We start from the raw sequence: 21148 nt of genomic DNA, 5'->3' as shown, positions 1-21148 counted from the left end.
CGGGTCACCGACGTCCTGTGCTGCGGTGCCGCATCGGCCGGACCCGGTTCCGCCCGGCCCGTTTGGCGGCGTAGAGCGCGTAGTCGGCGCTCCGGAGCAGATCGTCGAGGGCACGACGATCGGCGCCGGAGAAGGCGACGCCGACCGAGACCGACACGCCGTCCACCGTGGTCCGGCCGCCGGACGGGTCGATCGGCACCTCGAGGTCGCTCACCGCGCGCCGGATCCGTTCGGCCGCGAGGTGGGCCCGCTCCCGTCCCTCCGTTCCCGGCGGCAGACCGGCGAGCAGCACCACGAACTCCTCGCCGCCGAACCGGCCGACCGGGTCGTCGTCGCGCACCTGGGCGGCGACGGTCCCGGCGACCGCGGACAGCACCTCGTCCCCGGCCAGGTGCCCGTGCCCGTCGTTGATCTCCTTGAAGTGGTCGAGGTCGAGCAGGAGCACGGCGACGGCGAGCCGGCGACGCCGGGCCCGGGCGAGCTCGCGCTGTGCCCGGTCGCGCCAGGCACCCGCCGTCAGCAGGCCGGTCTTGGCGTCGGTGTCGACCCGGTCCTGGAGCTGGCGGATCAGCACGGCCCGGTGCAGCATCAGCAGCGGTGGCAGCACCAGCGGCACCAGGAGCGGCTGGGCCGGTGCCGCGAGCGCGACCAGCACGGCCAGGCACAGCGTCGAGACCTCGATGCCGTGCTCGTCCCAGTCGCCCAGGGCTGCCCGCCACCCGAACCGCCGGGTGCTCAAGGTCAACGCCAGCACGACCAGTGCCTGGTTGACCAGGCAGTACACGACGACCGCCGCGAGCAGCAGGCCGTAGTCGGCCGCCGAGCCGCCCGCTCCGATGTCCCCGGTGACGCCGACGCGGGCCGGACCGGCCACGACCGACGCCGCGACGACGGCCAGCACGACGGTCGCGGCCGTGTACAGGATCCGGTACGCCGCCACCCCCGCGCGACGCCACACCCGGAACCAGAGATGGCCGTACACACCGAGCACCGTCAGCGCCGCCGGCCCCGGGGGCAGCACCAGCGCGCCGGCAAAGGTCCACACGGTCATCAGGTCGAGGTAGGCCCCCTCCGGGAGTCGTCGCCGCAGCCGCTCGATCCCGATCGCCAGCTCGGTGTGCAGCACGCCGAGCGCGGTCAGGCCGGCCGCACCCAGCACGGCGACGGCGGTGGCCCGATCGGCCGGCAGGACCGCGAGAGCGGCGACGACGAGGCCGCCCGCGAGCAGCACGACGGCCAGCAGCACGACGATCAGCGACCGCCGCAGCTCCCAGACCGGCCAGCGGGCGACGGACCTCATCCGGCCGGCCCGGGGGCCGGGTGGTCGCCACCGAGCCGACCGAGCTGCCGGACGACGAGCGCGAGGACCACACCGAGGATCCCGAACACCCCCAGCGCGAGGGCGGGATCGGTCCGGTCGGCGAGCAGGCCGCCGAGCAGCACCGCGACGCCCTGGCTCGCGACCAGCCCGGAGGCGGCGACCCCGGTCGCGCTGCCCCGGACCTCCGACGGTGTGGCCCGCGCGAACTCGGACTGGGCCTGCACCAGGCAGGCCGTCGCGCACCCGCCGGACAGCGCCCACAGGCCCACGGCCGCCCACAGCCCGGGCGCGAGCGGCGTCAGCGCCAGGCACACCGCGGCCCCGGCGGCGAGCGGGACGATCCCCCCCTCGCGGTTGCGGGCCGGGAGCACGAAGGCGAACAGGGCCGCCCCGACCACGCTGCCCGCCGGGTTGGCCGCCATCAGCACCCCCGTCTCGGCGGGGCCGGCGCCGATCGCGACGGCGTGCGCGGCGGCGAGCGCCTCGGGCAGCATGTAGATCCCGACCACCCAGCAGGCGATCACCAGGTAGCGGCGGCGGGGGTGGCCGAGGACGAGCCCCAGCCCCGTCCGCGCGCCGTGCAGCCAGCGGGCCGCCGAGGCGGTGCGGTCCGGCGCGGCCGCTCCGCCGGCCCGGATCGCGGACCGGGCCCGCAGCCCGAACCCGACGATCACGGCCGACACGGCGAAGGTGCCCGCGTCGATCAGCAGTGCCCCGGACGGCGTCATCAGCGCGACCAGTACTCCCCCGGCGCCGAACCCGGCCACCTGGGCGACCTGCACCGAGACCTGGCGCACGGCCATCCCGCGGGTGAGCAGCGCCCCGGGCAGCAGGTCGGGCAGCAGCGCCGACCGCGCCGCGGTGTTCGGGCCCCGGATCAGCACCACCAGCACGAGCAACGCGGACAACAGCGGCAACGGGAGCCCGGGCAGCGCCATCAGCACCACGAGCCCGGCCCGCAGCAGGTCGGTCACCACCATGACCGCCCGGCGCGGGAAGCGGTCCGCGAGGTGGCCGAGCAGCAGCGCGCCGAACAGCGCCGGGAGGAAGGTCAGGGCGTAGAACGTCGCGGACCAGGCGACCGAACCGGTGCGCTCGAGCACCAGGATGCTGAGGGCGACGCGGGCGACCTGGTCACCGGCGGTGGAGAGCGCCTCGGCCGCGAACAGCGCGCGGAAGTCCGGGCTCCGGAACGGGGTCGTGGGTTCGTCCGCCGCGTCCGCGCCGTCGTCGGGACCTCGGGTGTCGCTCACCGCCATCGGACAGCCGGTGTCCCTTCGCCGCTGGGCAGGGCAACTCCGGTCGGGCCGAAGATCCCCCGACTGTAGGCACACCGTGCGTGATCGTCAGGTGACGCATGCCACGGACCGGCGGGCGGCCGATCTTCGGCGGGGAGCGGCGGCGTAGCGGTCTCCGATCCCGTCACAGCAGGTCGGCGACGTGGCCGGTCTCGTTGACCGTCCGGACCCGGCGCATCCCGTCCCGCGCACACACCAGCCGGCTGACGCCGACGTGGTCCAGCGGGAACGGCAGCGGCCGGGCGGTGCCCAGGACCGTGGCCAGGTACGCGTTCACCACCCCGGCGTGCGCGACGACGACCACGGTGCTGCGGCCGGGGTGCGCACCGACGATCTCCTCCAGCCCGGCGCACACCCGGTCGGTGAACGCCGCGGCGTCGACGTGGCCGGGCAGGTGTCCGTCGCGCATCCGCCGCCAGGTGTCCGGGTCGGCCTCGGCCAGCTGGTCGACCGGCACGTACTCGGGGCGGCCGTCGTCGAACTCACGCAGGTCCGGCCGCGGGACCGGGGTCAGCCCGCGGGCCGCGGCCAGCGGCTCCGCGGTCTGGACGGCGCGGCGCATGGTGCTGGTGTAGAGCGCGTCGACCGGCTCGCCGGCGAGCGCGCCGACCAGCCGCTCGGCCTGCGCGCGGCCCTGCGGGGTCAGCGCCGGGTCGGCGGGGGCCGGCGGGTGGTCGGTGTGGTCGGTGACAGGGCCCGGATCGACCCGTTTGGGGAGCGCGTGCCGGATCAGGACGAGCTGCACGCGCTCAGGCGTCCGGGACGTGCGCGGCGTGCCCGGCGGCGACGAGCGCGGACCGCAGGGACCGCGCGTACCCGTCCTGCTCGGCGGCGTCGACCTCGGCGGCGGCGTTCGCGAAGTCGAAGGCGCGCATGTCCCAGGCCGGGAAGACGTGCACGTGCAGGTGCGGCACCTCGAACCCGGCGACCAGCAGGCCGACCCGCGGCGGGGACCAGATCTCCCGGACCGCCAGCCCGACGGTGCGCGAGACCTGCATGAGGTGCGCGGTCAGGTCCGGATCGGCATCCACCCACTCGTCGATCTCCGCACGCGGCACGACCAGGGTGTGCCCCGGACCGAGCGGGTTGATCGAGAGAAAGCCGACGCACCGGTCGTCGGACCAGACGAAGCGACCCGGGATCTCGCCATTGATGATCTTCGTGAAGACGGTGCTCACATCGCGCGACCCTAGGGCAAGCGCCCTACCCTCACGTCGTATGCCTCGCACGATCGCCACGAACACCCGCGTCGAGCGCGACGATCTGATCGAGTTCGTCCGCCCGCGGCACCACATGATCCTCATGACCACCCGGTCCGACGGCGGGGTCCAGGCCTCCCCGGTCACCGGCGGAGTCGACGCCGAGGGCCGGATCGTGATCTCGACCTATCCCGAGCGGGCCAAGTCGGCCAACGTCGCCCGGGCCGGCCGGGCCTCGGTGGTGGTGCTCTCCGAGGAGTTCGACGGCGCCTGGGTGCAGGTCGACGGCGACGCCGAGCTGCTCACGCTGGGCGGGCGGGACGGAGACTCTGTGCTGGAGGCGCTCGTCGACTACTTCCGCGCGATCTCCGGCGAGCACCCGGACTGGGACGAGTACCGGGCCGCGATGGCCGACCAGGGCAAGGCGCTGGTCCGGATCACCCCGACCCGGTGGAGCCCGATCGCGACCGGCGGGTTCCCGCCCCGGTTCGCCGACGAGTGACGTTTCTCCCCGGCCGCCCGCACCCGCCCGCCGGGTGATCGTCCCCACCTGCTGGGAGACTGGGTCGCCGATGACAGCGGCAACGATGACAGCGGCAACGGCGCCCACCCCGATAGGTTGAGCGCGCACACGGCCGGTGGCCGGGTCGCGAGGAGAGGACGTACTTCGATGCAGCCCTGGCCCGGGCACGCCTACCCGCTGGGCGCCAGCTACGACGGCACCGGCACCAACTTCGCGCTCTTCTCCGAGGTCGCCGAGTCGGTCGAGCTCTGCCTGTTCGACCCGGACGACGACGCGCCCGGCGGCCTCACCGAGACCCGGGTGCGGCTGACCGAGGTGGACGGTTTCGTCTGGCACGGGTACCTGCCCGGTGTCGAGCCCGGCCAGCGCTACGGCTACCGGGTGCACGGGCCCTACGACCCGGCCCAGGGCCTGCGCTGCAACCCGCACAAGCTCCTCGTCGACCCCTACGCCAAGGCCTTCGACGGCCCGGTGGACTGGGACGAGGCGGTGTTCGGCTACAACTTCGGCGACCCGGACTCGCGCAACGACACCGACTCCGCGCCGTACGTGCCGAAGTCGGTCGTCGTGAACCCGTACTTCGACTGGGGCTCGGACCGCCCGCCGAAGATCCCGTACAACGAGACCGTCGTGTACGAGGCGCACGTCCGCGGGCTGACGATCCGGCACCCGGACGTCGAGGAGGACCTGCGCGGCACCTACTCCGGCATCGCGCACCCGGCGATGATCGAGCACTACAAGACGCTGGGGATCACCGCCGTCGAGCTCATGCCGGTGCACGAGTTCGTGCAGGACCACCACCTCACCGAGAAGGGCCTGTCGAACTACTGGGGCTACAACACGCTCGGCTTCCTGGCCCCGCACCACGCCTACGCGTCCGGATCCGTCCGGGCCGGGTCGCAGGTGCCGGAGTTCAAGGCGATGGTCCGCGACCTGCACGCGGCGGGCATCGAGGTGATCCTCGACGTGGTCTACAACCACACCGCCGAGGGCTCGGACATGGGCCCGACACTGTCCATGCGCGGCATCGACAACCACGCCTACTACCGGCTGGTCGACGACGACGCGCGGTACTACATGGACTACACCGGCACCGGCAACTCGCTGAACGTCCGGAACCCGCACACCCTGCAGCTGATCATGGACTCGCTGCGGTACTGGGTGACCGAGATGCACGTCGACGGCTTCCGGTTCGACCTGGCGTCCACTCTGGCCCGGGAGTTCTACGACGTCGACCGGCTGTCCACGTTCTTCGACCTGGTCCAGCAGGACCCGGTGATCTCGCAGGTCAAGCTGATCGCCGAGCCGTGGGACGTCGGTCCCGGCGGTTACCAGGTCGGCAACTTCCCGCCACTGTGGACGGAGTGGAACGGCAAGTACCGGGACACCGTCCGCGACTTCTGGCGGGGTGAGGCCGGTTCGCTCGGCGAGTTCGCGTCCCGGATCACCGGCAGCTCGGACCTCTACCAGGGCGACGGCCGCCGTCCGTACGCCTCGATCAACTTCGTCACCGCGCACGACGGGTTCACCCTGGCCGACCTGGTCTCCTACAACGAGAAGCACAACGAGGCCAACGGCGAGGGCGGCAACGACGGCGAGAGCCACAACCGGTCCTGGAACTGCGGCGTCGAGGGACCGACCGACGACGAGGCGGTGCTGGAGCTCCGGGCCCGCCAGCAGCGCAACTTCCTGGCCACCCTGCTGCTGTCCCAGGGCACCCCGATGCTGCTGCACGGCGACGAGCTCGGCCGCACCCAGAACGGGAACAACAACGTCTACTGCCAGGACAACGAGCTCGCCTGGCAGGACTGGGAACTGGCGGACAAGCAGCAGCACCTCGCGGCCTTCGTCTCCGGGGTCGCGGCGCTGCGGCACGCGCACCCGGTCTTCCGCCGCCGCCGGTTCTTCGCCGGCCGGCCGATCGGCCGGTCCTCGCGGACCGAGCAGATCGCCGACATCGGCTGGTTCACCCCGGCCGGGCTGGAGATGACCGAGGAGAACTGGGACGACGAGCTCGGCCGCGCGGTGGTCGTGTTCCTCAACGGCGAGCAGATCGCCGACGTCGACCAGCGCGGGCAGCGGATCACCGACGACTCGTTCCTGCTCTGCTTCAACTCCTACTGGGAGGACATCGACGCCACCCTGCCGCCGGCCGAGTTCGGACCGGCCTGGGAGATCGTCGTCGACACCGACTCCGGGCAGGTGCACCCGCCGGCCGTCACCTCGATCGCCGGCGGCGTCGACCTCGACCCGGTCTCGGCGGGCTCGGTGCTCACCCTGCCCGCGCGTTCCCTGCTCGTCCTGCGCTCGAAGGGCTGAGCTCCGACCCGATGAGAGGCCACCCCGCATGACCCGCCGCCTCCCCGGTTCCACCTACCGGCTGCAGTTCTCCGCGGACCGCACGTTCGCCGACGCGCGTGCGATCACCGGTTACCTGGACCGGCTCGGGATCGGGGCGCTCTACGCCTCCCCGCTGCTGGCCTCGGGCACCGGCTCGAACCACGGCTACGACGTCGTCGACCCCACCCGGATCTCCGCCGAGCGCGGCGGCCCGGACGAGCTGGCAGCGCTGCTGGCGACGCTGCGCGAGCACGGCCTGACCCTGCTGCTCGACATCGTCCCGAACCACGTCGGGGTGGCGCGGCCGGCGGAGAACCCGTGGTGGTGGGACGTGCTCACGCACGGGGAGGCGTCGCGCTGGGCGGGGCACTTCGACATCGACTGGGGCGCCGGGCCGCTGCTGCTGCCGGTGCTCGACGCCGACGAGTCGGACGCCCTGCTGAAGCTGACGCTCTCGACCGACGGCACCGAGCTCGAGTACTACGAGCACCGGTTCCCGGTCGCGCCCGGTACCGGCGAGGGCACTGCGGACGGGTTGACGGCACAGCAGGTGCACGAGCGCCAGCACTACCGGCTGGTGTCCTGGCGGCGCGGCGCCGCCGAGCTGACCTACCGGCGGTTCTTCGACGTGTCCGACCTCGCCGCCGTCCGGGTGGAGGACCCGGAGGTCTTCGCCGACACCCACCGCGTCGTGCTGGATCTCCTCGCGTCCGACGACCGGGCCACCGAGAGCGCTGTGGTCGGGCTGCGCGTCGACCACCCGGACGGGCTGTCCGACCCGGGTGCCTACGCGCGCCGGCTGCGGGAGGCCATCGGGCCGGACCGCTGGCTGCTGGTGGAGAAGATCCTGCACCCCGGGGAGGACGTTCCCGCGTCCTGGCCGGTGGACGGCACCAGCGGCTACGAGGCGCTGCGCGAGGTCTGCGGGGTGTTCGTCGACCCCGACGGCGCCGGGCTGCTCACCCAGTTCGCCGCCGAGCACACCGGCGAGAAGCGCTCCGCGCACGCGGTGGCCGACGACGGCCGGCACCTCGTCGTGGGTGAGATCCTGGTCGCCGAGGTCCGCCGGATCGCCGACGCGTTCCGCGCCGGGCCCGGTGCCGACGCCACGCTGACCGGGGTGGACCTGACCGGGGTCAGCGCGCAGGACCTGCACGACGCCGTCGGCGAGCTGCTCTGCGGGTTCCCGGTGTACCGCTCCTACCTCACTCCGGACGCCCCCGAGGGCCGCGACTCCGCGGACGTCGCGGTGAGCGTGGCCCGCACCCGTCGTCCGGACCTGGGCGCGCTGCTGTCCGGGCTGCACGCCGCCCTGGTCGCCGACCCGGGCTCGGAGTACGCGGTCCGGTTGCAGCAGACCTCCGGCATGGTGACCGCCAAGGGCGTCGAGGACACTGCGTTCTACCGGTACAACCGGCTCGTCGCGCTGAACGAGGTCGGTGGCGACCCGGACCGCTTCGGCGTCTCCCCCGCCGAGTTCCACACCGGGCTCGCGCACCGTGAGGCCGCCTGGCCGCACACCATGACCACCCTGTCCACCCACGACACGAAGCGCTCCGAGGACGTGCGCGCCCGGCTCGCCGTGCTGGCCGAGCGGCCGGGCGAGTGGGCGTCGCTGCTGCGCCGCTGGGCCGTGCGGCACCCGCTGCCCGACCGGTCCCTGGAACTGCTGGCCTGGCAGAGCCTGGTGGGCGCGTGGCCGATCTCCGCCGAGCGGCTCGCGGGGTACCTGGGCAAGGCCGCGAAGGAGGCCAAGCTGGTCACCTCGCACGTCGACGCGGTCGCCGAGGTCGACGAGGCGATCGCCGCCTGGCCCGCCGAGGTGCTCGCCGACGCCGAGCTCGTCGCCGAGATCGAGGCGTTCGTCTCCCGGATCGCCGGGCTCGGGTGGTCGAACTCGCTGGGCCAGAAGCTGCTGCAGCTGGCCGGGCCCGGGATCCCGGACGTCTACCAGGGCACCGAGCTGTTCGAGTACTCGCTGGTCGACCCGGACAACCGGCGCCCGGTCGACATCGGAGAGCGGGAACGGCTGCTGTCCGCCCTCGACGAGGGCGCCCTCCCCCCGGTCGACGCCGAGGGGGCGGCGAAGCTGCTGGTCACCGCCGCGGGCCTGCGGCTGCGCCGGTTCCGGCCCGAGCTGTTCACCGGCTACACCCCGCTGCCCGCCCAGGGCCCGGCCGCGGCGCACGCGGTCGCGTTCTCCCGGGGCGGTGGGTCGCTGGTGGCCGTGGCGACCCGGCTGCCCGACGGGCTGGCCGAGCGCGGGGGCTGGGGCGACACCGCGCTGCCGCTCCCGGGCGGGGCCACCGACTGGCACGACATGATCGCGAACGAGCCGGTCGCGTCGCCTGCGCCGAAGCTGGGGGACCTCCTGGCCCGCTACCCGGTCGCGCTGCTGGTCCGCCCGGCCTGACCGAGCGCGACTCGCTCCACCCCGCGAGGGGTACACGAGAGCTGTTCTCGGAACCACCGACAGCGCTGGTGTACCTCTCGCGGGCGGCTATTCCTCGTCGTCGACCACGTGGACAGCGGCTTCCTCGGCGGAGGCGCCGGCGCCGTCGATGCCGGCGTCCCCGGCGACCATCTGCTCCTCGCCGCCGTCGCTGCCGTCGAACGAGGCCTCGTCGATGGTGAGGCGGCCCGCCCGCCGGTCGCCGACCTCGACCGTCTCCTCGTCGAGGATCTCGGGCTCCTGGTCGTCGCGCACGAGTGCCGGGTCCTCGGCGTTCCAGGGATCCGGGATCTCGTCGGCGAGCCGCTCGTCGAGGGTCTCGTCGTCGCGGGTGTTCCACGGCCGCTCCGGCGGCGAGTACCCCTCGTCGAGGACGTCGACGAGGTCGGGATCGGCCAGCGTGTCCTCGGGCTGGAGCTGTGCGTTCTGGTCGGTGTCCGTCTCGCTGTCCGGGTCGGTCATGACGATGCAGCGTAGAACCTTCGCCGGTGACCGTCGCCACTCCCGCCCGGACGGGCACGTCCGGGCCCGCGTACGGGAGGATCGGTCCCCGTGACGGAGTTCGCCGTGTGGGCCCCCGACAGGAACCGCGTCAGCGTGCAGGTCGGCGACGACCGGCACCCGCTGCAGCCCGCCGCCGGAGGCTGGTGGCGCACCGTGCTGCCCGACCACGGGCACGGCACGGACTACGCCTTCCTGCTCGACGACGACCCGGCGCCGCTGCCGGACCCGCGCTCGCTCTGGCAGCCGGCCGGCGTCCACGAGCGGTCCCGGGTCTACGACCACGAGTCGTTCTGGTGGACCGACGACGCCTGGACCGGCCGCACCCTGGCCGGCTCGGTGCTCTACGAGTGCCACATCGGCACGTTCACCGACGAGGGCACCTTCGACGCCGCGATCGGCCGGCTCGACCACCTGGTCTCGCTGGGGATCGACCTGGTCGAGGTGCTCCCGGTCAACGCCGTCGACGGCCCGGTGAACTGGGGCTACGACGGCGTCGGCTGGTACGCGGTCACCGAGAACTACGGCGGCCCCGACTCGTTCAAGCGGTTCGTCGACGCCTGCCACGCCCGCGGGCTCGGCGTGGTGCTCGACGTCGTCTACAACCACCTCGGGCCCTCGGGCGCCTACCTGGACCGGTTCGGCCCGTACTTCGCCGGCTCCAACATCTGGGGCCCGTCGCTGAACCTGGACGGCACCGGGTCCGACGAGGTCCGCCGCTTCGTGATCGACAACGCGTTGATGTGGCTGCGCGACTTCCACGTCGACGGGCTGCGGATCGACGCGGTGCACGCGCTGCGCGACACCCGCGCCCAGCACGTCCTGGAGCAGCTCGCCGTCGAGGTCACCGCGCTGGAGGCGCACGTCGGGCGGCCGCTGTCGCTGATCGCCGAGTCCGACCTCAACGACCCGAAGATGATCACCGCGCGGGAGGGCGGCGGCTACGGCCTGGACGCCCAGTGGTGCGACGACGTGCACCACGCGCTGCACACCGTGCTCACCGGCGAGGGCCAGGGCTACTACCGCGACTTCGCCGACGCCGGGATGAACGGGCTCGCGCACGTGCTCACCCGCGGGTTCCTGCACGAGGGCACCTGGTCGTCGTTCCGCGGGCGCAGCCACGGCGCCCCGATCGACACCGCCCGGGTCCCGGGCAGCCGGCTGGTCACCTACCTGCAGAACCACGACCAGATCGGCAACCGGGCCACCGGCGACCGGCTCACCCACACGCTGTCGCCGGGGCTGCTGGCCTGCGGCGCGGCGCTGGTGTTCACCTCCGGCTTCACCCCGATGCTGTTCATGGGCGAGGAGTGGGGCGCGCGGACGCCGTGGCAGTTCTTCTCCCGGTTCCCCGACCCCGGTCTGCAGAAGGCCGTCCGGGAGGGCCGCCGCTCCGAGTTCGCCGACCACGGCTGGGCGGACTCCGCCGAGGTGCCGGACCCGAACGCGGACGCCACGTTCCTGGACTCGAAGCTGGACTGGTCCGAGCCGGAGAAGGAGCCGCACGCCACCCTGCTGCGGATGCACCGGGAGCTGATCGCGCTGCGCCGCGCCTGGCCGGAGCTCTCCGACCCGTGGCTGGACTCGGTCGGGGTGGACGTGCACGCCGAGGCCCGGACGCTGGTGGTGAACCGGGGCGCGATGCGGGTCGTGGTGAACCTCGGCCCGGACCCGGTGACCCTCTCGCTCGGGTCGACGATCACCCGGATCCTGCTCGCCTCGGAGCCCACCCGCAGCGAGGACGACTCGTTCACCGTCCCGGCGGAGGCGTTCGCGATCTGCCGGCTGTAGGCGCTGCGCACCTGTGAGTGCTTTTCGTTGCCGGGACCACGAAAAGCACTCACGGGTGCCACGCGCCATTCACCCGGACGCATGACGGACGCCACGGACCGTCCACACCGGGCTGTCAGGGTCGCGTCGGTCGCGAGGACGCGATCTCCCCCGCCCGACGCGCCCTCCGCGAGGTCCGATGACGTCCACTGCCGCCCCACCCGGGGCTCCACCCACCGGCCGGGAACCGGACCGGCCGCCCCGCCGCCGTCGCCGGTTCTCCGCCCGGGACCGGCATGACTTCTGGGTCTTCCTGGCGCTGGTCCTGCCGAACGTCGCGCTGATCATCGCCTTCGCCTACCGGCCGGTGCTGACGAACATCCAGTACTCGCTGCTGAACTGGACCCTGGGCTCGCAGACGGCGACCTTCGTCGGCCTGGACAACTACGTCCGGTTCCTGACCTCGCCGTCCAGCGTGACGATCCTGTGGACGACACTGGTGTTCACCGTCGTCACCGTCGGCGGGTCGATGGTGCTGGGCCTGCTCATCGCGCTGGCGCTGAACCGGCGGGTGCCCGGGACCGGCGTCGCGCGGGCCGCGGTGTTCTCGCCGTACGTGCTCTCCGGCGTCGGCGTCGGCCTGGTCTGGCTGTTCGTGTTCGACCCGACGATCGGCGTGCTGGGCTCGGTGCTGCGGGCCTTCGGCGGGACCGCCCCGGACTTCTTCAACGACCCGACGCTGTCGCTGGTCATGATCTGCGTCGTCTACGTGTGGAAGAACATGGGCTACGCCGCGGTGATCTACCTGGCGGGCCTGCAGTCGATCCCGCGTGACCTGCTGGAGGCCTCCGCGCTGGACGGCGCGTCGCCGAGGAGGACGTTCGTCAAGGTCGTCCTGCCGCTGCTGTCGCCGACGACGTTCTTCCTGCTGGTCACCAGCGTGCTGAACTCGCTGCAGGCGTTCGACCTGATCCGGATCATGACGCCGCTCGGTCGCGGGACGACGACGCTGATCTACGAGGCGTACCTGCAGGCCTTCGGCGGCTACAACCGCGGCGGCTACTCGGCCGCGGTGTCCACGATCCTGTTCGCGCTGCTCGTGGTCTTCACGATGGTGCAGCTGCGCTGGATGGAGAAGCGGGTGCACTACGCGTGAGAGCTCTGACTCCCCGCAAGCTCGCCGACGCCGCGCTGAGCGCCTACGTGCCGCTGCTGCTCGCCGTGATCGTCGTGGTGTTCCCGCTGCTCTGGATGGTGTTCTCCTCGTTCAAGCCGCTGCCCGAGATCATCACGCGGACGCCGGAGCTGTTCCCGGCCGACCCGACGTGGACGAACTACGCCACGGCCACCGACCGGCTGCCGTTCGCGCAGGTGTTCGTCAACTCGGTGCTGGTGACCACGATCGGCTCGGCGATCAAGGTCGCGCTGGCGATCCTCACCGCCTACGGCCTGGTGTTCGTCCGGTTCCCGTTCAAGAACGTCATCTTCGCGGGCCTGCTGGTGACGCTGATGGTCCCGCCGCAGGTGTCGCTGCTGCCGAACTACACGCTGATCACCGCGTTCGGCGGCGCCGACACCTACTGGGGGATCATCCTGCCCGGTCTGGGCACCGCGTTCGGGACGTTCCTGATGCGCCAGCACTTCCGGACGCTGCCGCCGAGCCTGCTCGAGGCGGCCGAGCTGGACGGCGCCGGGCACTGGCGGCGGCTGACCCGGGTGGTGCTGCCGGTGTCCGGGCCGACCGTGGCCACGGTCGCGCTGGTCACCATCGTCAACGAGTGGAACGACTACCTCTGGCCGCTCGTGATCGTCTCCCGGCCGGACATGATGACGCTCCCCGTGGGACTCACCCTGCTGGCCAACGTGGACAACCGCGCCGCGGCCTACGGGCAGCTGATGGCCGGGTCGGTCGCCGTCATCGTCCCCGTGCTCATCGTCTTCATCGCACTCCAGCGACACATCATCGCCGGCCTCACCCAGGGCGCGGTCAAGGACTGAGCCGTTCGGTCCTCCCCCGCCCACCCCTCGAAAGGAACACCTCGCCATGCGCGCTCCGTCCGTCGACCGGCGCTCCCTGTTCAAGTTCGCCGGCCTGGCCGGCGCCACCGCCGCCCTCGCGGCCTGCGGCGGTCCCTCCACCTCCGGCGGCGCCGGCGACACGGGAGGCGACATCGACTACTCCGGCGTGACGCCGGCCGGCGAGATCACCTGGTGGTCGAGCAACCCGGGCAGCTCCGAGGAGGTGTCCCGGCAGATCATCGAGCGCTTCCACCAGCAGAACCCTGACATCCGGGTCAACCTGGTGACCGCGGGCCAGAACTACGAGGAGATCGCCCAGCGGTTCCAGACCGCGCAGGCCGGCGGCACCCTGCCGGACCTGGTCCTGCTGTCGGACGTGTGGTGGTTCCGCTACTACATGCAGCGCTCGATCGTCCCGATGGACCCGCTGATCGAGGCGGTCGGGATCGACACCGCCGACTACCGCCAGGGGCTCATCGAGGACTACCGCTACGACGGCAGGCTGTGGGCGCTGCCCTGGGCCCGCTCGACGCCGATCTTCTACTACAACAAGGCGCACTGGGCCGCCGCCGGGCTGCCGGACCGTGCCCCGGAGACCTGGGCCGAGATGGCCGAGTGGGGCCCTCGCCTGCAGGGCGCCGGCAACGGCACGCAGAACGCCTTCCAGCTGCCCGCGCTCGCCGACTACGCGGGCTGGTCGTTCCAGAACAACCTCTGGGGCGAGGGCGGCGCGTGGAGCGACGAGTGGGACGTCACCTGCGACTCGGCCGAGTCGGTCCGGGCCATGCAGTTCCTGCAGGACGCGGTCTACACCGGACGGTGGGCCGGCGTCGCGGGCACCGACGGCACCACCGACCTCTCCGCCGGCGCGGTCAGCGCCACGATCGGCTCCACCGGCAGCCTGGTGACCGTGCTGGAGTCGTCGAACTTCGACGTCGGCGCCGGGTTCCTGCCGGCCGGCTCGGTATCTGGACCGGTCTGCCCGACGGGTGGGGCGGGCGTCGGCATCCCGGCCGGGATCGAGCCGGAGCGCCAGCTCGCCGCGGCCACCTTCGCGGCGTTCCTCACCTCGCCCGAGAACACCGTCGCGCTGTCCCAGGCCACCGGCTACCTCCCGGTCCGCGAGTCGGCCGACGTCGCGCCGCTGCTCGCCGAGACCGCGCTGCGCCAGGTCGCGCTCGACCAGCTCGACGTCACCCGCACCCAGGACCGGGCCCGGGCGTTCTTCCCGGGCGCCGACGGCGAGATCGCGCGGGCCTGCGCGAACATCCTCACCCAGCAGGCCGACGTCCAGGCCGAGCTGACCACGCTCAAGGGGACGCTGGCAGGCATCTACGACGGCGACGTGGCGCCGAACCTGTAATGGCCGCCGTCAGCTACGAGACGGCGACCCGGCGCTACCCGGGTTCGGACACCCCGGCCGTCGACGCCCTGGACCTGGAGATCACCGACGGCGAGTTCCTGGTCCTGGTCGGCCCGTCCGGGTGCGGCAAGTCGACGTCGCTGCGGATGCTGGCCGGGCTGGAGGACGTCGACGGCGGCGCCATCCGGATCGGCGAGCGGGACGTCACCGACGTCCGGCCCAAGGACCGCGACATCGCGATGGTGTTCCAGAACTACGCCCTGTATCCGCACATGACGGTGGCGCAGAACATGGGGTTTGCGCTGACCAACGCGGGCCGCCCGCGGGAGGAGATCGCGCGGCGGGTGGGCGAGGCGGCGGAGATCCTGGACCTGTCGGCACTGCTGGACCGCAAGCCGCGGGCGCTGTCCGGCGGGCAGCGCCAGCGGGTGGCGATGGGCCGGGCGATCGTGCGCGAGCCCGCGGTGTTCTGCATGGACGAGCCGCTGTCCAACCTGGACGCCAAGCTGCGGGTCTCGACGCGTACGCAGATCGCCGGGCTGCAGCGCCGGCTCGGGGTCACCACCGTCTACGTCACCCACGACCAGGTGGAGGCGATGACGATGGGTGACCGGGTCGCGGTGCTCGACCGCGGGGTGCTGCAGCAGTGCGCGACGCCGCGGGAGCTCTACAGCCGGCCGGTGAACGCGTTCGTCGCCGGGTTCGTGGGGTCGCCGGCGATGAACCTGGTGACCGTGCCGGTGTCCGGGGCTGCGAGGTCCGGGGCTGCGGTGTCCGGGGCTGCGGTCTCGCTCGGCGGGGTCTCCATCCCACTGCCCCGGGTCGCGCACTCGGGCTCGGTGACGGTCGGGATCCGGCCGGAGGACCTGCGACCGGCCGGCGAGGGTGTGGACGGGCTGGAGATCGTGGTCGACGTCGTCGAGGAGCTCGGGGCGGACGCCTACGTCTACGGCACCCTGCGTGCGAGCTCGACCGCAGCCGCCGCCGACGGGACCGCCCTCATCGCCCGGGTGGACCCGCGGACGCCGCCGGAGCGGGGCGCGTCGCTGCGCCTGGTACCGGACCCGGACCGCACGCACCTGTTCGACGGCGAGTCCGGCGCCCGGCTGGCCTGACCGGGCTGTCCTGACCGGGCTGGCCGGCGAAGATCATGGAATGGGTTCCGGTCGGTGCCACGGATGGCATCGACCGGAACCCGGACGGCGATCTTGCCAGTCCTCCGGGCGGTGAGGACCCGGGACAGCACTCGGCCGCGACCACCCACCTGGGGTGATCGCGGCCGGGTCGTGCGTCGGGGGACGGCTCAGATCAGGCCGAGCTTGGCGACCGCGTCGCGCTCCTCGCCGAGCTCGGCGACGCTCGCGTCGATCCGCCCGCGGGAGAACTCGTCGATCTCCAGGCCCTGGACGATCTTCCAGGAGCCGTTCTCCGAGGTGACCGGGAACGAGGAGATGATGCCCTCGGGGACGCCGTAGGAGCCGTCCGAGGGGATCGCGGCGGAGGTCCAGTCGCCGGCCGGGGTGCCGTTGACCCAGTCGTGGACGTGGTCGATCGCGGCGTTCGCGGCCGACGCGGCCGAGGACGCGCCCCGGGCCTCGATGATCGCCGCGCCGCGCTTGGCGACGGTCGGGATGAAGTCGTTCTCCAGCCACTCCCGCTCGACCTGCTCGGCGGCGATCTTGCCGCCGACCTCGGCGTGGAACAGGTCCGGGTACTGGGTGGCGGAGTGGTTGCCCCAGATCGTGAGCTTCTTGATGTCGTCGAGGCCCACGTCGAGCTTCTTGGCCAGCTGGGCCAGCGCGCGGTTGTGGTCGAGGCGGGTCATCGCGGTGAACCGCTCGGCCGGGACGTCCGGCGCGGAGGCCTGGGCGATCAGAGCGTTGGTGTTGGCCGGGTTGCCGACGGCCAGGACGCGGATGTCGTCCGCGGCGCCGTCGTTGATGGCCTTGCCCTGCGGGCCGAAGATGCCGCCGTTGGCCTCGAGCAGGTCGCCGCGCTCCATGCCCTTGGTGCGGGGGCGGGCGCCGACCAGCAGGGCGACGTTGGTGCCGGAGAAGGCGGCTCCTGCGTCGTCGAAGATGTCGATGCCGCGCAGCAGCGGGAACGCGCAGTCGTCGAGCTCCATCGCGGTGCCCTCGGCGGCCTTGACCGCCTGCGGGATCTCCAGGAGGTTCAGCTTGACCGGGGTGTCGGACCCCAGCAGCTGCCCGGAGGCGATCCGGAAGAGCAGCGCGTAACCGATCTGGCCAGCGGCTCCGGTGACGGTGACGGTAACGGGGGTAGCAGACACGCGCAGGACCCTAGCCCCGTCGCGGCGGGAGCGCCGCGACGGGGAGCACACCGATCGATACAGGTGGTCGGAAGCACATCCCGCATGGGCCGTTTGCGAACGAGACGTCGGTGTTTCCCCGGCAGCCGGGCGCCCCGGATCGGGCGAGCATGGCGACACCGTAACGCCGACGACCGGGAGGTCGACCCTCCACATGACACACCGCTACGCCCGCTACCGATCCACAACGGACGGTCGGGTCGAGGCGCGTGCTTCCGACTCGCCGCCCGGTGCGTCGTGGACCGAGGCCGGGGACCGGAGATTCGTCGTGGACTCGAGGGCGGAGTCTCCGCTGCGGCACCACCCCCGCGGCTGGCTGATCCCCGGAGCCGGTGCACTCGGCGCCGCGGTCCTGGCCGGTGCCTCGTTCGCCCCTCTGCTGCGCGAGAGCGTCGTGATCGGACTGGTCAACATCATGGTGGCGATCACGTTCACCGCCACCGGCCTCCTGCTGTTCGGCGAACGGGGGCAACGCGGCACCGGAGTCGCACTGGTGGGGGCGGCCGGGTTCTACGTCGTCTCGTACTGGTGGTCCTGGCCCGCGCACTGGCAGGTCGGGCCGGTCGCGCTGCTGTCCTACGTCGGCGGATACCTCTGGTTCGTGCTCGGCATCTACGCACTGCTGCGCTATCCCGGACCGCGGCTCGCGCGCTGGTGGGACCGGACCTACGTCGCCCTGCTCGCCGGCTGGGTCGTGCTCCCGAAACTGCTGCTCGCCACGGTGTCGTCGCCCGCCTGGATCGGCGACGGTTTCGGCCCCGCCGCCTGGTGGCCGGCTCTCGCCCCCGACGCCGATCTGTTCCGGAGCGGAGCGCAGGTCGCGGACGTCGGACTCGTCGTGGTCGCCGTGCTGGTGCTGGTCCCGCTGACGCTGAAGGTGCAGCGCTCGCACAGCGTCGACCGGATCGACGCGGTGCCCGGGATGGTGGCCGCTGCCACGGTCATGCTGTCCGGATCGGCCTACCTGCTCGCGCGGTTCGGCCCCGTCTCCGCCGAGACCGTCGACGTGCTCCGCGCGGTGATCGGGATCGCCGCCCTGTTCACCCCGATCGCTTTCCTCACCAGCGCGATGCAGCGCCGCCTCGCGCGCGCCGCACTGGCGGACCTGGTGGTGCAGCTCGTCGACTCGCCGGAACCGCGGGCGGTCCAGGACGAGCTGCGTCGTAGCCTGCCCGACCCGACGCTCACGGTGTGGTTCTGGCTGCCCGAGCGCGCCGTGTTCGTCGACGTCGACGCCCACCCGGCCGAGGTGCCGCCGACCGAGGGCCGCTTCCCCGTCGAGGTCCGCACCGGCGACGACGCCCCGCTCGCCGTGATCGTCTGCGATCCGTCGCTGCGCCGGCATCCCGGCCTCGTCGCGCCGGCGGTCGCCGCGTGCCGGTTCGCTCTGGAGAACACCCGGTTGCAGGCCGACCTACGCGAACAGCTGCGCGAGCTGCAGGCCGCGGCGATCCGCCTCACACACGCCGAGTCGACCGGTCGGCGCAAGATCGAGCGGGATCTGCACGACGGTGCCCAGCAGACCCTGTGGGCCGCCCGGATGAGTCTGGGCGAGGCCCGGCGGCAGGTCGAGGCGGGAAGCGTCGCGCATGCCGCGATCCGGAAGGCACAACACGATCTGACCGCGGCCACCGACGAGCTGCGCCGGCTCGCCGGCGGGATCTCGCCGCCGATTCTCACCCAGTCGGGGTTGCGGCCGGCGCTGGAGGGCGTGATCGAACGACTGGACATGCGGATCGTGTCGTCCATCCCGGACCGGCGCTTCGACGCCGCCGTGGAGAGCACCGCGTACTTCGTCGCCTGCGAGGCGCTGACCAACGCCATGAAGTACTCCGCGGCGACGGTCGTCCGCGTGGACATCGAGGTCGAGCCCGACACGCTCGCGATCCGGGTCGTCGACGACGGCACCGGCGGCGCCTGCCCGTCCGACGGCACGGGTCTGGCCGGGATCCGCGACCGCGCCCGGGCGATCGGAGGATCGATGACGGTGTGCAGTCCCGTCGGTGGCGGGACGCGGGTGGAGGTCTCGTTGCCATGCGCGTAGCGATCGCCGACGACTCGGGCATCTTCCGCGACGGCCTGACCCGGCTGCTGGTCAACGCCGACGTCGAGGTCGTCCATGCGGCCAGGGACGGGGCCGAGCTCGTCGCCTTCGTCGACCACGATCCGCCCGACGCCGTGATCGTCGACGTGCGGATGCCGCCGACGCTCACCGAGGAGGGTCTGGACACCGCCGAGCGGATCAAGGCCCTGCACCCGGCGGTCGGGGTTCTGGTGCTGTCGACCTACGGCGAGACCTCGTACGCGATGCGCCTGATGCGGATCCCGCAGCAGGGGGTCGGTTACCTGCTCAAGGACCGGGTCGACGACGTGGGCGTGCTGGTCCGTTCGCTGCACACGGTGATCGCGGGGAAGCCCGCCGTGGACCCCGAGATCATCGCGCGGCTGCTCCGGCGCGAGGTCGCCCGCAGTGCGGTGACCGATCTGGCCGAGCGTGAGCGCGAGGTTCTGCGCCTGATGGCCGAAGGACGATCGAACGCCGGGGTCGCCGAGGAGATGGGGATCAGCGCACGGACGGTCGAGACCTACGCCGCGCGGGTGTTCACCAAACTGTCCATTCCGGACGACAGCAGCGGCAACCGTCGCGTCCTCGCCGTACTCGCCTGGCTCCGGGACGGCATGCCGCCGCCGTGACTCCATTGCTCCGAAAGGACCAACCGGGCGCGGGTTCCCCCGCCCCCGATCGCGGGACATCGCGGATTCGCGAGCCCCCCTCACCGCCCTAGCGTCGGTGCCGACACGATCTCCTCCCCCTCGTCTCGTCCCCCGAGAGGAACGACATGCGCCGCACCCTCGTGCTCACCGCGATCCTCGCCGCAGTCACCGTCGGCGCAGCTCCGACGGCCCTCGCCGCCGTTCCCACCGCCGCCGTCGCCCAGCCCGGTCCGACCCGTCTGGTCGACTGCGGCCGCGTCTCCGAAGGAGACGTCGGTCCGTGTTCCGCGATGGTCCAGGCCGCGCTCAACGACACCGGCGCTCCGTACGGCCTCACCGAGGACGGCCGCTTCGGGCCCGGCACGCGGATCGCGCTGCTGGACTTCCAGGGGCGGAACCGCCTCGGCGCCGACGGCATCGCCGGCCCCGAGACGCTGCGGCTCCTCGACCACGTCGCCGCCGTGGCGCGTCAGGGCGGGGTCGCCTCGCCGCGGCCGGCGCCGCTCCAGCCGTGCGGCCAGCGCCAGGTCCGGCACAACGGCACCTGCCTCGACACCGGCGGCGTCGTCGCCGGTGGCAGGTCGGCCGTCGAGTGCGCGGACGAGGCGACCCGCAGGGCCGTCAAGAAGATCCTCGACGAGGAGACCGCCGCCGGTGCCGCCAAGCAGGGGGCACGGCAGCTCGGCAAGAAGCTGCTCAGCGTGCCCAGCATCTTCAAGTGCGCGCTCTGGGACCTCTGATCCCCCGTTCCCCCATCTCTACCCGAGGAGCACACCATGCCCCGCACCACCCTGCGACGCCGTCTCGCGGCGTTCTCCGCCGCGACCGCGGCTGCTCTCGCACTGGCCGTGACGGTCGCGGCCCCGGCCCAGGCCGCCCAGTCCGACCCGCTGCGGGACGAGGCCCGGCGGATCATGTCGATGGACTATCAGACCTTCGTCGATCACAAGGCGAACGTCGCCTACCCGACCGCCTTCAACTGGACCGACGACGGCTGCAGCGGACCGCAGGAGGTGCGCTGGATCTATCGCGACCTCTTCGAGAAAGCGTGCGAGCAGCACGACTTCGGCTACCGGAACTACGGCCTCGAGACCGGCGGGCTACACCTCGGCCCGAACGAGGACACCCGGGCCTGGATCGACAGGAGGTTCTCCGAGGAGATGCGTCGGACCTGTGCACGCAGCTTCTCCAAGCCGTGGCAGACGTACAACCGGATCTTCTGCGACGGGCAGGCCGCACACGTGTTCGCCGCTGTGCGCAACGCCAAGGAGGCCAAGGACTCCTTCTACTCCTGATCGACCGGCCGGAGGACGCCGGT

The 21148-nt window shown here is 72.5% G+C and carries 18 protein-coding genes; 12 read left to right on the top strand and 6 right to left on the bottom strand.

All coding sequences use genetic code 11. The features are described from left to right. Positions 1-4: 4 nt before the first annotated feature. The 4 genes from WIS52_RS17875 to WIS52_RS17860 all read right to left on the bottom strand — a co-directional run bounded on the left by WIS52_RS17875 (position 5) and on the right by WIS52_RS17860 (position 3797). Positions 5-1300 (bottom strand): GGDEF domain-containing protein, encoded by a 1296-nt coding sequence (locus tag WIS52_RS17875; RefSeq protein WP_349299413.1) that lies wholly within the window; start codon positions 1298-1300, stop codon positions 5-7. Further along, positions 1297-2574, bottom strand: coding sequence for an MFS transporter (locus tag WIS52_RS17870; protein WP_349299412.1), 1278 nt, complete (start codon positions 2572-2574; stop codon positions 1297-1299). Before WIS52_RS17870 ends, WIS52_RS17875 begins: the two co-directional genes overlap by 4 nt. Positions 2575-2743: 169 nt before the next feature. Continuing rightward, the gene (locus tag WIS52_RS17865) at positions 2744-3364 is read right to left on the bottom strand and encodes a histidine phosphatase family protein (protein ID WP_349299411.1); all 621 of its coding nucleotides are present in this window, start codon (positions 3362-3364) and stop codon (positions 2744-2746) included. A gap of 4 nt (positions 3365-3368) precedes the next feature. Continuing rightward, positions 3369-3797, bottom strand: a complete 429-nt coding sequence (locus tag WIS52_RS17860; protein ID WP_349299410.1) for an HIT family protein — start codon at positions 3795-3797, stop codon at positions 3369-3371. A 40-nt stretch (positions 3798-3837) separates the two neighbouring features. On the opposite strand from WIS52_RS17860, the gene WIS52_RS17855 reads away from it, so the two are divergent. The 3 genes from WIS52_RS17855 to treY all read left to right on the top strand — a co-directional run bounded on the left by WIS52_RS17855 (position 3838) and on the right by treY (position 9094). After that, positions 3838-4320 (top strand): PPOX class F420-dependent oxidoreductase, encoded by a 483-nt coding sequence (locus WIS52_RS17855; protein WP_349299409.1) that lies wholly within the window; start codon positions 3838-3840, stop codon positions 4318-4320. Between the two features lie 168 nt (positions 4321-4488). Continuing rightward, the gene (glgX, locus tag WIS52_RS17850; protein ID WP_349299408.1) at positions 4489-6660 is read left to right on the top strand and encodes a glycogen debranching protein GlgX; all 2172 of its coding nucleotides are present in this window, start codon (positions 4489-4491) and stop codon (positions 6658-6660) included. A gap of 28 nt (positions 6661-6688) precedes the next feature. Beyond that, positions 6689-9094, top strand: a complete 2406-nt coding sequence (gene treY, locus WIS52_RS17845; RefSeq protein WP_349299407.1) for a malto-oligosyltrehalose synthase — start codon at positions 6689-6691, stop codon at positions 9092-9094. Between the two features lie 87 nt (positions 9095-9181). Here treY and WIS52_RS17840 read toward each other — a convergent pair whose 3' ends face one another. Next, positions 9182-9595: a DUF5709 domain-containing protein gene (locus WIS52_RS17840; protein ID WP_349299406.1), complete on the bottom strand. Its 414-nt coding sequence runs from the start codon at positions 9593-9595 to the stop codon at positions 9182-9184. A gap of 90 nt (positions 9596-9685) precedes the next feature. On the opposite strand from WIS52_RS17840, the gene treZ reads away from it, so the two are divergent. From treZ to WIS52_RS17815, 5 genes are all read left to right on the top strand, one after another. Next, entirely contained in the window at positions 9686-11425 is a 1740-nt protein-coding gene (treZ, locus tag WIS52_RS17835) for a malto-oligosyltrehalose trehalohydrolase (RefSeq protein ID WP_349299405.1), read from the top strand. Between the two features lie 178 nt (positions 11426-11603). Further along, entirely contained in the window at positions 11604-12560 is a 957-nt protein-coding gene (locus WIS52_RS17830) for a carbohydrate ABC transporter permease (protein WP_349299404.1), read from the top strand. Continuing rightward, positions 12557-13402, top strand: a complete 846-nt coding sequence (locus WIS52_RS17825; protein WP_349299403.1) for a carbohydrate ABC transporter permease — start codon at positions 12557-12559, stop codon at positions 13400-13402. Before WIS52_RS17830 ends, WIS52_RS17825 begins: the two co-directional genes overlap by 4 nt. A 46-nt stretch (positions 13403-13448) precedes the next feature. Beyond that, positions 13449-14786 (top strand): ABC transporter substrate-binding protein, encoded by a 1338-nt coding sequence (locus tag WIS52_RS17820; protein WP_349299402.1) that lies wholly within the window; start codon positions 13449-13451, stop codon positions 14784-14786. After that, positions 14786-15901, top strand: coding sequence for an ABC transporter ATP-binding protein (locus WIS52_RS17815; RefSeq protein WP_349299401.1), 1116 nt, complete (start codon positions 14786-14788; stop codon positions 15899-15901). The genes WIS52_RS17820 and WIS52_RS17815 overlap by 1 nt, the downstream gene beginning before the upstream one ends. Positions 15902-16089: 188 nt before the next feature. On the opposite strand, the gene WIS52_RS17810 is transcribed toward WIS52_RS17815, so the two are convergent. Next, positions 16090-17076 (bottom strand): malate dehydrogenase, encoded by a 987-nt coding sequence (locus tag WIS52_RS17810; RefSeq protein WP_349299400.1) that lies wholly within the window; start codon positions 17074-17076, stop codon positions 16090-16092. Between the two features lie 307 nt (positions 17077-17383). Between WIS52_RS17810 and WIS52_RS17805 the strand changes: the two genes are divergently transcribed. From WIS52_RS17805 to WIS52_RS17790, 4 genes are all read left to right on the top strand, one after another. Beyond that, positions 17384-19159: a sensor histidine kinase gene (locus WIS52_RS17805; protein ID WP_349299399.1), complete on the top strand. Its 1776-nt coding sequence runs from the start codon at positions 17384-17386 to the stop codon at positions 19157-19159. Then, on the top strand, positions 19150-19809 hold the full coding sequence (locus WIS52_RS17800; RefSeq protein ID WP_349299398.1) for a response regulator transcription factor: 660 nt from the start codon (positions 19150-19152) through the stop codon (positions 19807-19809). The genes WIS52_RS17805 and WIS52_RS17800 overlap by 10 nt, the downstream gene beginning before the upstream one ends. 146 nt (positions 19810-19955) lie before the next feature. Further along, positions 19956-20570 carry a peptidoglycan-binding domain-containing protein gene (locus WIS52_RS17795; RefSeq protein ID WP_349299397.1) on the top strand — a complete coding sequence of 205 codons (615 nt, stop codon included), beginning with the start codon at positions 19956-19958 and terminating at the stop codon, positions 20568-20570. Positions 20571-20606: 36 nt separating this feature from the next. Then, complete coding sequence (locus tag WIS52_RS17790; protein ID WP_349299396.1) at positions 20607-21125, top strand: phospholipase A2; 519 nt, start codon at positions 20607-20609, stop codon at positions 21123-21125. Positions 21126-21148 lie beyond the last annotated feature (23 nt).

The organism is Pseudonocardia nematodicida, assembly GCF_040105385.1.
Taxonomy (GTDB): domain Bacteria; phylum Actinomycetota; class Actinomycetes; order Mycobacteriales; family Pseudonocardiaceae; genus Pseudonocardia; species Pseudonocardia nematodicida.
This window is presented reverse-complemented; position numbering and strand designations above follow the sequence as displayed.